This is a genomic window from Flavobacterium sp. MEB061, from assembly GCF_000834715.1.
Lineage (GTDB): Bacteria > Bacteroidota > Bacteroidia > Flavobacteriales > Flavobacteriaceae > Flavobacterium > Flavobacterium pectinovorum.
Genome location: NZ_JXQR01000002.1, coordinates 218,897 through 233,649 on the forward strand (window position 1 = coordinate 218,897; position 14,753 = coordinate 233,649).

Annotated in this window: 6 protein-coding genes; all 6 read right to left on the reverse strand. The window is 35.2% G+C overall.

Features of this window, described 5'->3' with window-relative positions; genetic code table 11:
• Positions 1–85: 85 nt before the first annotated feature.
• The 6 genes from RT99_RS00830 to RT99_RS00855 all read right to left on the reverse strand — a co-directional run bounded on the left by RT99_RS00830 (position 86) and on the right by RT99_RS00855 (position 14,470).
• Entirely contained in the window at positions 86–1,312 is a 1,227-nt protein-coding gene (locus tag RT99_RS00830) for a glycan-binding surface protein (RefSeq protein WP_131494890.1), read from the reverse strand.
• A gap of 19 nt (positions 1,313–1,331) precedes the next feature.
• Complete coding sequence (locus RT99_RS00835; protein WP_042562807.1) at positions 1,332–2,912, reverse strand: RagB/SusD family nutrient uptake outer membrane protein; 1,581 nt, start codon at positions 2,910–2,912, stop codon at positions 1,332–1,334.
• Between the two features lie 25 nt (positions 2,913–2,937).
• Complete coding sequence (locus RT99_RS00840; RefSeq protein ID WP_052483484.1) at positions 2,938–6,126, reverse strand: TonB-dependent receptor; 3,189 nt, start codon at positions 6,124–6,126, stop codon at positions 2,938–2,940.
• A gap of 799 nt (positions 6,127–6,925) precedes the next feature.
• A complete protein-coding gene (locus RT99_RS00845) occupies positions 6,926–8,299 on the reverse strand; it encodes a glycoside hydrolase family 43 protein (RefSeq protein ID WP_042562808.1) in 1,374 nt (457 codons plus the stop codon).
• A 59-nt stretch (positions 8,300–8,358) separates the two neighbouring features.
• Positions 8,359–9,948: a glycoside hydrolase 43 family protein gene (locus RT99_RS00850; protein ID WP_042562809.1), complete on the reverse strand. Its 1,590-nt coding sequence runs from the start codon at positions 9,946–9,948 to the stop codon at positions 8,359–8,361.
• A gap of 499 nt (positions 9,949–10,447) precedes the next feature.
• On the reverse strand, positions 10,448–14,470 hold the full coding sequence (locus RT99_RS00855) for a two-component regulator propeller domain-containing protein (protein ID WP_042562810.1): 4,023 nt from the start codon (positions 14,468–14,470) through the stop codon (positions 10,448–10,450).
• Positions 14,471–14,753: the final 283 nt, after the last annotated feature.

A 14,753-nucleotide genomic window follows, 5' to 3' on the forward strand; every position in this document is an offset into this window, starting at 1 on the left:
AGAACTGCAGAAAGTGCAACTTTTATGAAATAACTGCAGGCCTTTACTTTTACTATTAATTTGTTATTGAATTAAAAGATTTTTATTATTTGATTTTCACAATCCTGATATTATCAATCCCTGCACGAAAACCTGTTGTACTTGCTTTGTCAGAGGTATTGACCGCAAAGAAATTTATAGTCTTCTTTTTTGAACCAAATAATTCTGAAAGACTTGTTGCAGAATTACCCGTACCGTCTATACCATCCTTTTTTGTGCGGAATTCAGTCAATGGAATTGTTACTGTTACCCATTTTCCTTTTGTAGTGAAATTAGCTGTTTTAGTTCCTGAAAGTTTCCATGGCTCAAAACGCGCTAAAAAATCCCAATTGTAATCTCTAACAATAAACATTGATATGCCATTCCAATCTCCGGGAACATTAAGTTCAAACTTAAGTGCAAATTGATCTATATCTAAATCTAAATCAGCTGCTGAAACCCATTCTGATCCATTTTCGATGTTAATGCTTCGACCGCCTCCCCACCAGGCTCCATCACCAGCATTAAGAATAGGAGTATCTAAAATAGGATACCATCCATGGTTACCCGGAAAAGCGGGATCATTATCGCTAGTCGATGTACCCCATGCCATGCTGCCAATAGTATCAAAATTACAAAGCACGCCTGTTGTAAGATCATTAACATTAAATGTTGTTAGAATTTCACCTGATGCTGTAATTATTTTTAAGGGTCCGCTTGTAGTAGTAGAAACCGGAAAGCTAATTGCAGTTCCATCATCTTTTGTTACATAATCGGTTATTGCTACCCCTCCAAAACTAAGCTCGCTTATAAGGAATAAATTGGTTCCAAATACAGTAACAATCTCACCTTCAACCGGGTTTTCGTTTGAAATAGCAGCAAGCGAAGGTGGTCCGGCAACGATATCAATATTAAAAATTGTAGAACCTCCGGCAGTAGCCACTTCAATAGTATTTAATTGATTTTCAGGAACTGAAGGAAATGGAATTACATACGGCAGCTGTACAACAGCGTACTCATCTGAAAACAGTCCAACATCGAATGGAATTGATACACCATTGAAAGCGATTTTAACTGCATTTTTAAAATTTGATCCTTTTAAAACTACCCACTGACCAGGCACCAATTTATTTACAAGAGTATCATTAGGAGCCGCCGCATAATTCCTCACCTCTGTAATAACAGGTGCACCATTTGAGTCATCTTCATTATTACAGGACGTTAACATTATAATAATCAGCATCATGCTTAAAAAAAGCAAATATTTAAGAGGTTTATTTAATACATTTTTCATGTTTATATATTTTTTATCACTATTCATAATAAGGTACTGATGGTTCGTTCAATTTAGGATTAGCAATCACCTCAACTGCAGGCAGCTGTAAAGTAAAAGTGGCGAAGGTAGCAGGAGAAATAGGGCCAATAGGATCAGTAGGTGTAGCTACCTCAGTATCAGTATTATATTCAAATCTTACTCTTTGCTGATTACTAAGAAGACCAACTGCTTTTTGAGGATTGTAGTAAGATAGTCTTACCAGATCAAACCAATATTGTCCTTCGCAAGCAAATTCCAGCCTTCTCTCATTCAGGATAATATCTGTATTAAGTACAGTTACCGGATCAACACCTGCTCTTGTTCTTACCTTATTAAAATATAATAATGCATTAGCATCACTTGTAGTGGCATTATTACCAAGGATAGCCTCAGCATATATTAAATAAATATCTGCCAGTCTTAATAATGCATTATGCTGTATGGAACCTAAAAATGTCATTGCAGGAGAATTGTTATCTGCCTCGTTACCAATAATATGTTTCTTCATACCCGGTCCCTCGGCGGTATAACCACCACCAGCAGCGTTCAATTCCGGATAGTGATCTCCAGTCAGCATAAAAGTCGCTTTACGTCTTATAGAATCCTGTTTAGCATAAGCTATATACAGATCATAACTAGGTGACGGAGCTCCCCATGCGCCATCTTTTTGAGGATTAATATCTTTACTCGGCGAATAGGTCAATAATTGATTGCCTTCCATCCAGCCACTAGTAACAGACCATTGCAGTGCAAATAATGATTCTGAATTATCATTGAATTGTGTTTTAAAAAGATCTGGATAACTTGGAAGTAAAGTTAAACCACTGTTTTCGATTACATCTTGTGCATACAGTTTTGCCTTGTTTAAATATTCCTGATTACGATTACCTCCAAGCTCTCCTAATCCGGACATAGTTAAATACACTTTACTTAACATTCCCTTTGCTGACCAGCTGGTAAGTCTGCCTTTCTCATCAGTTGCACGAAGATTCTCGGCAGCAAAAGTTAAATCTTCTGTAATAAATCGGTATACATCTGCTGCTCTGTTTTTATTAATCAAAGGTGATTTTATCAACTTCGTATTGTCCTCAATAATAGGCACTTCTCCCCACAACATTACAAGATGATAATATGCCATGGCGCGTATAAATCTTGCTTCTGCTAATCCGGCATTTTTATCTGCGACAGCAACTGTTGCCGGTGTATTTTCATTAATACCTTTAATTGTACCATTACAGTGTGCCACTATAGTATACAATCCTGTCCAGCCGTCTGTTAAACGCTGATTTGATCCTGAAAGGGTAAAAGTATTAAGCTGTACCAGATCTGCACCCTGCCACGGTATAACAAGGTTTCCGCTTAATATATCTCCCAATGGAATGTAGGCAAGATTATTCCATTGTGCCCAAACTCTGCTATAAAGTGCCGCCGTGGCTAACCTGATTTCTTGTTTTGTCTGATAAAAATTTCCAGTGCTTATTTCCGACTGAATAGGGCGATCCAGAAAATCATCCTGGCAACCAGCCAAAACCAGTATTCCCAAAAGGGTTGAAACAGTTATTTTATAAATTGACTTCATATCTATCTCTTTATTAAGTTTAATTTTATTTAGTTAACCCTACATTAATTCCCAAAGTAAATGTTCGGGCTTGTGGATAAAAACCATAATCTATTCCTGCTTCTAACGGATTCCATGAACCTACTTCCGGATCCATTCCCTTATAATTTGTAATAACAAAAGGATTACTGACATTAACATATATGCGTAAAGAAGCCAGATGTATTTTTTGCATCCACTTATCTGGCATTGTATAGCCCAAAGTCATATTTTTACATCTAAGAAAAGATCCGTTCTCCACGTACTTGTCAGAGAAACGATGATTTCTGTTGCTATCGTTATTTTTAAGTCCTACGATTGTAGTGTTTGGATTGGTAACGTATACATTATTAACATCTGAAGCTGAACCATTTGGATCAATTAAAGCTAAATCGGCATGATCATTTAATGATTTTAGGAAACCAAATTGTGTCGAAGGATTTTCTCCGGTAATTCTCAATCCGTTTATTACTTCATTACCCATATTGGCACTAAAGAAAATATTCAGGTCAAAACCTTTATAAGTAAAAGTATTACCAAGGCCTAATTGATAATCCGGAATAGGAGAGCCTAAATAAGTTCTGTCCTTTTCTGTAATTACACCATCACCATTTAAGTCTTTAAATTTCATGTCTCCATACCATACACCACCAGGGTTTGGCGAAATTGGTAAAACCGCCCCATTTGTATCTGTAGGCAAAGCGTGCGTTTCAAAATCCTTCGCAGTTGCAAATATCCCATCTACTTTATAGCCGTAAAAATCACCAATAGACCCGCCTACCTTCGTTTCTGCAACTACTTCATTACCATTATATTTTCCAAGCAAAGAAGCTCCGTCAGTATTTATTTTCAGTACCTTATTTTTGTTATGTGATAAAGTAAAATCGGTAGTCCAGTTAAATTCATCTCCTTTTCCGATTATATTTCTTGAACTCAAATGAAGGTCTATTCCTCTGTTTCTAACGACCCCAACATTTACAAACGGAGGGTTAATTATTCCTGATCCTCCAATTGTTCCGGAATACAATGGCAAAGGAATTTGCAGTAAAAGTCCATCTGTGAGACGATTATAAACATCAACAGAAAAATTAAGTTTCCAACCGAAAAGTGCTGCATCGATTCCAACATTACTATATTCTGTTTTTTCCCATGAAACTTCAGGGTTTCCCAGATTATTAATAATTTGTGCATTACCAGCCAGAGCAGTTGATGTTGTCTTTAATGTGGTTATATAAGCATTATCTCTAACATTTTGATTATTGGTCGAACCATAACCCATTCTTAACTTTAATTCATTGACAATTTTTGAGTCTTTTAAAAATTTCTCATTATTTAATTTCCATGCAAATGCTCCTGAATAAGTGGTTACCCAGCGATTTTCCGGCGCAAATCTCGAAGAACCATCTGCACGAGCATTAACGGTAAACAAATATTTATCATCATAAATAAAATTAACACGCCCGAAATAAGATTCCTGTGCATTCTCTCCGCGGGTTCCATCATTGGTTGCTGTTGCCGGATCACCGCTTCCTATATTAGTAACACTGTTTGAAATGAAATTTTTTCTTGCTGCGGAAACATTTTCAAACTGGGACAACTGTGCCTCATGTCCTGCCAGTATGTTCACATTATATTTGCTTTTAAATACTTTAGCATAGGTTAAGAAGCTTCTAAAAGTGGTAAAATAGTCCTGACTATAGGAATAATAGGCATCATTTACTAATCTCTCGGCTAACCCAAACTTGTATGTAGGGTTAAATCGGTCTTCTGTTCTAAAGGAAAAATTCCCTGACACTTCATTTCTAAAGGATAAATCCTTTGTAAATGCTATATCTGCATAAAAATTAGCAAACAGCTGATTTCTTTTGGGAGTATTTACATTTGTAAGGGCAAGAGCATAAGGATTTACACGTTTATTAATCCATCCTTCACTGCTTTCTTCTCCTGCATAACTACCATCAGGATTTCTTACAGGGATATCCGGTGTCTGGCTTAATGCCTCTGCAATAACATTTGAACCTGTTGAATTTACATTTTCATCAATATGGGTTAACTGTAAACTAGTCCCTATTTTTAGCCAGTCTGTAGTTTTGTTGTCTAAATTTAATCGTATCGAAGCTCTTGTAAACTTTGATCCCAGTGCTATACCTTCCTGATTAAATAAAGATCCGGACAATAAATACTGCGTTTTGTCATTACCGCCGCTTAAAGTTAGCATATGACTTACTACAGGAGCCTTTCTGAATAATTCATCCTGCCAGTTTGTACCCTCACCTAAATACTGTGGGTTAGCAAATTCCGCTCTTTCATCAAAGCCCCAAACTGCAGCCCTGTCGTTAATAAACGTGGCATATTCTCTTAAATTCATAGTTGGATATTGCTTAATCAGCTCTTGGTATCCGGTTGAAAATTCATAAGTGATTTTTGGAGCTCCTTCTTTTCCTCTTTTAGTTGTAATAACAATTACACCATTAGTGGCCTGAGAACCATAAATGGCTGTTGCTGATGCATCTTTTAATACATCTATAGACTGAATATCCGAAGGGTTAATTGTGGATAATGGGTTTGTACCATTTGCTCCACCATAACTTTGACCAATTATAACACCATCAATTACATATAAGGGAGAGCTGCCACCAAAAGAAGACAAACCTCGTATTTGTATATTAACTCCTCCTCCCGGTTGACCGGAAGTTTGCTGCACTACAACCCCGGCAACTTTACCCTGCAAAGCCTGATCAATTGTTGTGGGACGCGTTTTCATCATCTCTTCTCCCGATATCGAAGATATTGCTCCGGTAAGATCTTTCCTTTTTGCCTTACCATAGCCAATTACAACTACTTCGTCTAGTGCTTTTCGATCTTCTTTAAGGCTAATTTTTAAGTGATTGCCTGTAATTTTTATTTCCTGACTTATATAGCCCAGATAACTCACAACAAGAGTTTCTCCGACTTTAGCATTAATAGAAAATGAACCGTCAACATCGGTAGATACACCCGTTTTGGTTCCTTTGAGGCTAATAATGACACCGAAAATTGGTTTTTTATCTGGCTCATCTAATACAGTACCTGTAACTTTTATATCAGAATTTTGAGCTGATGCCAGGCTAAAAGAAAAAAGCAGAACCAGTAAGGTATATTTTTTTAAGAGTTTCTTTGCTTTTACAAAGCATTGAATTACATGCTTTTCATTCATAATTAAATTTGTTTGGTTAGTTAGTTAAAAGTGGTTATTTGTACATACAAAATGCATTAGACTGAAATAATCTCATTACTATTTCATTGGATACATTTTCGATCTATTAGGAACAAATTAACAATAATGAAAACCTAAACGACGGCTCGTTTTGTATCAAAAAACGGTATCAATTGTTGCAAAAATTATATTTACAATAAAAAATAACCTTTATTTATTACGTTTTAATATTTATTATGGTAATAAATTATCATTTTAACAACCAGGTACTTTTATATGAATTCTGGATAAAGACCTCTATTTAACATTAAATTCACACTCGATAATTCTTTGTAGTAAATACAAAATCATCTTATTTTTGAGGAAAGGGCAGTTATAAGGAATGTAGATTATTACAAACGAAGGATGCTTTTATTTGCTATCAGATTAGTCGTAGCGGTAGCTTTCGAGATATGTTTATCTATATGTGAATAAATCTCTCACAAAGGCGTAAAATAGCAAAGATTTGTCATTTCAGAGGATTCCACAAGTAACTCACGAGAATCTAATCTTTATCGGGTTTCTCATGAGATTTCTCCCAAGTAAATTGGATAGTCTCCTGCTTTAGCTGGAGGTCGAAGTAGAAAGTAAAAAAAATGGCTTTAGCCAAATTTCTGCAAAGATGTTTAAACTTGCAGCTTATTGGCGGCTAAAGCCTTAATCTAATGTAATAGAAGGATTAGCTCCTGAAAAAGATTTGGTTTATTATAGAAATCGAAATGAATATTGTGTTTTAACAGATTGCTTTTTTTATAAAAAATTATTTTAAGAATTTCCAATAATCAAAATACAGTATATCGGTTTTGGCTTTTCCTTTAAAAACAAAATACAAATCGTGAATTCCTGAAACTTTTTTAACATCAATTGTTTGCAATACCCATTTGTCATTGCCTTCGGTCATTGGTACATTTACGGTTCCTAGTAACTCCCCGTCTTTAGTATCCAATCGTATTTCCATTGAAACATTTTCACCGTGCGTTGTGCCAATTCTTGCAGTGAATTTTGAAGCGCCTTTTTTACCGAAATTAACCTCTCTTACTTTTGCAAAAGCGCCATTGTATTTTGCCGTAATAAAAACGCCAGCTTCATTATCTTTCATTGATTTCACCCCTTCCGACCAGGCAATGGTTTCTGCTTCAGTTTTGCTATAAGGATTTAATGGACTTAAACTTTGTTTAACACCTTCTGTCATATTCATTTGCACGACCGAACCATCTTTATTAAACTGGATTTCTTCTACACAAACTGAACGGGTAAAACCGCCGCCTCCGGGCAATGCACCATTGTGATAGAAAAGATAGGATTGCCCCTTAAAATCAATTACACCGGGATGATTGGTAAAAGAATTTCCTTGTGTAGGCATGACAATACCCTGATATTTCCAGGGACCTGTTATACTTTTACTGGTCGAATAACCAATATGTTCCGATATTGGCCCTGCGGCAAAAAATAAATAATACAGACTATTGCGTTTATACAGCCACGGCCCTTCCTCATAAGTAGTAGGTCTTTCATCATTTTTTTCTCCTTCGCGTTTTCCAAAAGATTCGAGAGTGTTGGGCATTTGTTTCACTTCGCCCGAAGTGGATATCATGTCTTTATTCAGTTTTACGTAATACAAGCCGGGATTTCCCCAATACAAATACGCCTGCCCATCCTTATCAATAAAGGGAGTGGGATCGATATCGTTCCAGGGATGATGATCGATAAGTTTCTTGCCAATAGGGTCTTTAAATGGACCATAAGGACTATCTGAAACCAAAACTCCTATATTTCCGCCATGCATGGGACAGTATAAATAAAATTTACCATTTCGTTCAATACACTGCACTGCCCAGGCACCATTATCCTGCTTTGCCCAACTAAAATCCTTTAGAGAAGCAACTGTTCCATTATCTGTCCAATTGACCATGTCGGTAGAGGTGTAAAGCGACCAATTGAGCATTTTAAAACCCTTGCCATCGGCGTTGGCATCGTCTTCATCATGGCTTGTATACAAATACACTGTGCCGTTATGTACCATTGGTGCCGGATCTGCCGTATAATTGGTTTGCACAATAGGATTTTGCGCTTCACCAATGGAACAATTTAAGATTGTTATAAGTGTCGCTATAAGTTTATAGGTATGTTTCATTTTAGTTATTTCGTTAATACAAATTCTCTGTTCGGTTGGATAGTTATTGATGGTTTATTTTAGTTTTTAATTCTAAACCAATCAAAATCAGCATAACCGCCTATTTCTTTTGTGGCATAATTAAACAAGCTAAAGCGATAGCCCATAAAATGCGGAATGGTATATTTCATTTTTAAAGGTCGACCTATCGGTTTCCAAACTTTTCCATCAAGACTGTAAAAGAAACTAGCTTCATCTTTCCCATTAAGAGTGTAAAGACTATCAGCTTCATCGTTCATACCCGTAAAATCGCAATCAATTCTGAAGTAAATTTGGTCTTGATCCAATGGAATTCGCTGTACTTCAACAGGCTTATCATTGTCAGTAATGATCATTACTATCGACTTTTGACCCCCGTCAATTTTAACCCCCACTGATCCATACTCTTTTTGGAAAGCTGATAATCCGGCAAAATCGCCCTCTTTCATTTTGGAAACATCCAGAGCGACAGAAGCTGAGCTGGTTGGACCAATAGTGCGTTGTGTAAGTGTGTTTCTTGCCTGAAGAAAATCAGTATCGATTCTTCCTGTTTTGAGACGCAGGAATCCTTTTCTTTCCGTTACAGACCACAGCGCATTATCCGGATTATGATTCCATTGCCATACTAAAGGCAGTGCCGCTTGTTCTTTTTTTCGGTTGAATTCATCAGAAGCAACCAAATCTGGAATCAAACCTTTACTGGCTGGCAACTCTAATGTTTGCGGGACTTTTCCGTTTTCTCCTAATACAGGCCAACCATCCTCCCACTTAACAGGAACGAGGTAAGGAACTCGGCCAACAGCAGCATAATCCCGGAAAAGATAAGAGAACCAACGTCCATCGGGAGTGTCTATCAATCCGCCCTGAGCAATTCCTCTATCCTGTAAGCCAACTTTTCCTTCCCAGGGACCGTTGATATTATCTGCCCTGTGTATAATTACAGTTCGCATTTCACCGTGTGGCGCGCAAATATTAAATAGATAATATTTCCCCTTTACTTTAAATAATTGAGATCCTTCAGCTCCAAGGCCTACTTCTTTTCCTGTTGGTGCGCTGGCATTTTCGATGAGCACTCTCTCCGGAACGTCTTGTTTAACTCCTGTCAGATCGTCATTTAATTCAACAATTTTCAGTCTGTCTGCGCCATAAATTAAATATACCTTGCCATCATCATCAAAAAATAAGGAATGGTCGTGGAAGGATGGTTTAAAAGAAACTCTTTTCCAGTTTCCTTTTTCTATATCCTTTGTTTTAAAAATATAAGTTTCACCTGGTATGTCATGTGCAAAAGTGGTTACATAATACATACCATTGTGGTAACGCAAACTACTTGCCCAAGAACCTCTGCTATAGATATTTTTTCCTTCTGTTAAATTTAACGCCGGCAAGTCTGCCAAAGTATCATAAGCATAGTGGATGATTTTCCAATTGACAAGATCTGTAGATTTCATAATGGGCACACCCGGATTCATGTGCATTGTTGTACTGCTCATATAATAAGTTGCACCAACCCTGATCATAGACATATCAGGCACATCAGCAAAAATTATTGGATTTTGGGCTTGCGCCAAAGTAACGGCATGAACAAGCAAAACAAGAAAGGCAAAAATGAGCCTGATTTTTTTTTTCATAGTATAAAAAAGAGTAAGTTGAGAATAGAAATTACTTGATTTTGCAAACAGGCTTCAGTAAATAAACAGCCAAAAACAATGAGTAATTTTTTTCTCATAATTTAAAAATTTGGTCAATAGTTAATAAAATGATTTCTTAACAAACAAAATAACAAGAAAACAAGGCTATACGACGTTTCCCTTTGTATCCCAAGAGTGCATCAATTGTATTAAATGAAAAACCTATACTGTCAAATGCATTTATAAATCAATTTGAAATTTTATGGAAGTATATCAATAAGATTTTGAAATAGTGTAATTCATTGACCTTTGTTTTCTTTACAAATTGAATAGTCGAAGTAGAAAGCAAAAGAATGGCTTTAGCCAAATTTCTGTAAAGATGTTTAAACTTACGCTTATTTGGCTAAAGCCTTCAATGTAATGTAATTTGGTTGACCTCCAGCTCAAGCAGGAGGCTATTCAAATTTTTAGGCATTTAATAATTTATCTCAACAGCTAACTATTGTTGTTGTTTATAAATGCGTAAATATTCAGAAGGTAAAAAACCAAATTCTTCCTTAAAGTACTTCGCAAATCTTTTCGGCGAATTAAATCCTACTTCATAAGCTATTTCTGCAATTTGCATTTGGCTTTTTTCGAGAAGCTGGCGTCCGCGTTTCAATCGTATCGTTCGAATAAATTCAATTGGACCTTTTCCGGTAATGGCAACCAATTTTTTGTATAAATGACCACGGCTTAGACCCAAAGCTATACTAAGTGATTCAACAGAAAACTCAATATCACTTATATGTTCTTCTACAATTTTAATAGCTTTTGCAATTAGCGCTTCATCCAATGAAGTAATTGTAATTTCTGAAGGAGAAACATCTAACTTCTGGCTAAACGAGACATGACTTTTCTCTGTCCATTCTACAAATTTTTGAATGCGTAATTTTAGCAAATTAAAATTAAAAGGTTTGGTTATATAATCATCTGCACCAAGTTCCAGACCTTCAACTATATGCTCTTCAGCAGTACGCGCTGTTAGTAGAATAACGGGGATATGAGACCAATGGATATTTGTTTTGATCTTTTTGCAAAGTTCTATTCCATTCATAACGGGCATCATTACATCGCTGACAATAATGGTCACATTAAACTTTTGCAGTAATTGCAATGCTTCTTCTCCATTATTAGCCGTTATTACGGTATAGGTATCTTCAAGATTATCTTTAATAAATTCACAAAAATCATTATTGTCATCTACAAATAATAGTATTTTTTTATTTGTAATCGCAAAAGCTTCTTCGTCTTGCTCAACAGTAAATTCTTCCAGAATATTTTCCGGTAAATTTTCTTCGTCCATATTTAAATCTTCCATTCTAATTGGAATCTGGAAAGTAAAAATACTACCCTGCGGAACATTATCTGTAACATTTACTGTTCCTCCATGAAGATTAATATATTCGGCTACAATATGCAATCCTATACCTGTTCCTGTTTTCTCCTCTTCTTGCTGAGCCTGATAAAAACGTTCAAAAATATGTTCTTTTTCTTTATTACTAATACCACGGCCCGTATCAGAAATGCTGACATAAACATTATCTCCGGCTTTTTTTATATGGATTTTTATGGTACCTCCGTCTAAAGTATATTTGAATGCATTTGAAAGTAAATTTGAAAATATTTTCTGAATCTTATCACGATCAAAGGACATTTCTAAACTTTCAATATCACTCAATAACAGCAAATTAATATTACGCTCTTCTGCATAAACACAAAATAAAAGGTAAATTTCATTAATAAAACGAACAAAATCGTCCGATTTTAAATTCAGTCTCTCGACTCCAACATCCAGTTTATGAAAATCAAGCAGTGAGTTTATTAATGTCATAAGCTGTTGTGCATTTTTATACATAACACTTATTTTTTTTCTCATACTTTCACTCGTTGCATCATTCAATAAAATCTGCAAAGGAGTAATAATGAGCGTTAGTGGTGTACGCAAATCATGACTAATATTGGTAAAAAACCTTAACTTGATCTCATTAATATGCATTTCTTTCTCATGATCCATCTGTATACGATGCTGCTCCAGTTTTATTTGGTGTTTTTCTTTTGTTTTACGAACAAAAAATATTAGTGCACCAATAATCAAAATAGCATATATAATAAAAGCCCAAATTGAAAAATAGAAAGGAGGCATTACATTAATAGATAATTCTGTCGGGACATTGCTCCAGACACCATCACTATTACGTGCTTTTATTAAAAGTTTGTAATTGCCTGTTGGAAGTGAAGATATTACTATTTTATTTTTTTGGGTTGGTATCCATTGTGTATTAAAACCTTTTATCTGATAAACATATTTCACCTTATCGGCATTCAGTAAATTTCCTGTAGTAAACTGTAAGGAAATAAGTTTATCATCATGCCTGAAATTTAACTCCGAAGTTAATTGCATTGAATGGTCGAGCAGCTTGCGACCATCGTAATAAGAGTCGACCTGAATAGTATTGTTGCCTACGGTCAATTCAGTAAAAATGACTTTTGATGTAGATTGATCTTTTTCATACATCTTATTTGGGTTCAAAACCGTATATCCTTCTACATTACCAAGGACAATATCATTATTTTGTAATTTGCAAAAAGCGCGGTCATTAAAATAATTATTGGCAAGGCCATCTTTGACGGAATAATTTTTACTTGAAAAAGTAAAATCTCCATTTGAGGTTGGCCTCACGGTAAGTATTGAAAGTCCGTTGCTTGTTGGTACCCAAATATTATTGAAATTATCTTCTGTTATGCCTTTAATTAAGTTGTCGCACAAACCACTCTCTTTGTTAAAAAAATAAAGGGTATCCTTTTTTTGATTCCAAATAGTCAGTCCATCGTTATTACCTAACCATAACAAACCGCGTTTATCTTTATAGACATTTGAAATTTGAACCTGAGGGAAATCTTGATTTCCTCTCTTATTGCCATGATATGAAATCTTTTTGTAATTGGTAATATCAATTACTAATAATCCACTTACAGTTCCAAAATACATTTTGTCACCACCATCATAAAACATATCCAGCGCATAGACAATATCATCAAATGGATTAATCACAGAATTAAAACTATCCGAGTCTTGTGGTAATACCTGGATTTTTCCACCCAGTGGTCCTATCCATATATTTCCGTAGCGGTCTTCTTTTAAATTCCAAATACTATTATAGGTTAATTTGCTGTTCTTTGTTGTATACTGGGTCATTTTGCCATTTTCATAACAAAAAAGTCCTTTTTGATAGGTACCAATCCAAACACGATTCTTCCTGTCTTCCAAAATTGATATTATGGCAATGTCCGGAACCGGGAGTTTTCTGACCGCTTCTGATTTTTTATCTTTTATATATAATCCGTTTCCATCTGTTCCTAACCATATATTCCCCTGATGATCTTCCATTATAGACATTATATCGGAACATTGGTGATGTCTGAAATTGATAAAATTCCGAAAACTTTCATGACAATAGGATAATCCCTTTTTAGTATATCCAACCCAAATAGTCTCGTTGTTGTCTTTGTAAAGACACTTTACAGTATTCGATGACAGACCTGTCTCGACCCATGGATCAGATACGAGATTTTCAAACCGATCTTTTCCTTTGTCATAAATAAACAATCCTTTGTGGTCTGTTCCTACCCAGATCTGTCCCGGTTGGTTTTCGATAATACTGGTGATATGATTGGCCTGAGTTCTTAATCCCGAAGCCAATTCAAATCGCTTCCAGGGTTCAGCTGCATTCTTTTTGTAAAAGACCTGTTCGCTTTTATCCGAACAAATCCACAAACCTTTATTGCTGTCTGTATAAATTATATTGAGAGCGCTAATAGCATTTTGTTTAATATTGTCCGGTAATTCTATAAATGTCACAACCCCTGATTTTTTGTTCACCTTAAAACAAACCCCTGAATCATACCGAATTGCGTACAGGAATTCACCGCTATCTGCAATAGAAAGTTCACCTTCTAAAGTTGTTTTTAATTGGAATACATCCGTTTTCTTTTTCCTGAAATCGTGAAAAAATATTTTCTTTTTGTTTATCACCCATAGATTACGGTTTTTATCGACAAAAACTTTAGGATTAAAATCTGTCTCTATACCCAGATTAAGCAACAATAATTTTGGGTCTGAAAAGGAATCTTTATCTCTTTTATAAACCATATAAGAATATCCAAAGTCTATCCAGATATTACCGAGACCATCTTCCTGTAATTCAAGTATATCGTTTGATGACAATGCATTAGATACACCTGAATGCATTTTGTAAACCTTAAATTCATATCCGTCATATCTGTTTAATCCAGACTCAGTACCAATCCAAAGAAAACCGTAACTATCTCTTAAAAAAGATTTTACATTATTATTAGAAAGACCTTGCGTTGTTTCTAAATGATGAAAAACATAGGACTGCTGCCCTATAATATTTTGGAAAGAAACGATCCAAAATAGTACGAGTAGAGGTATGCAGATTTGTCTTATATTTTTTTTCATATTAAAATGGTCAAAGAGGAAATACAGTAAACGGCTAATTTTTAGGTTAATTAGTGTACATTTATTAAATCAATAAAACTCCTTTTAAAATAAAAAATATTTTATAAGGAGTGCTTTATCTAGATTTATTTAATGGAATTCGATTCATAAGAAAGCTCTTCTTTTATAATTTTATCAAAGGTAAACTCCCATATTTCTTTTTGTTTAGATTTCTTTTGACTAGTCGCTAACATTCAAATATAGCAAAAGTTTTATTCAATCTATCTCAAGCTTATTCCCAGAG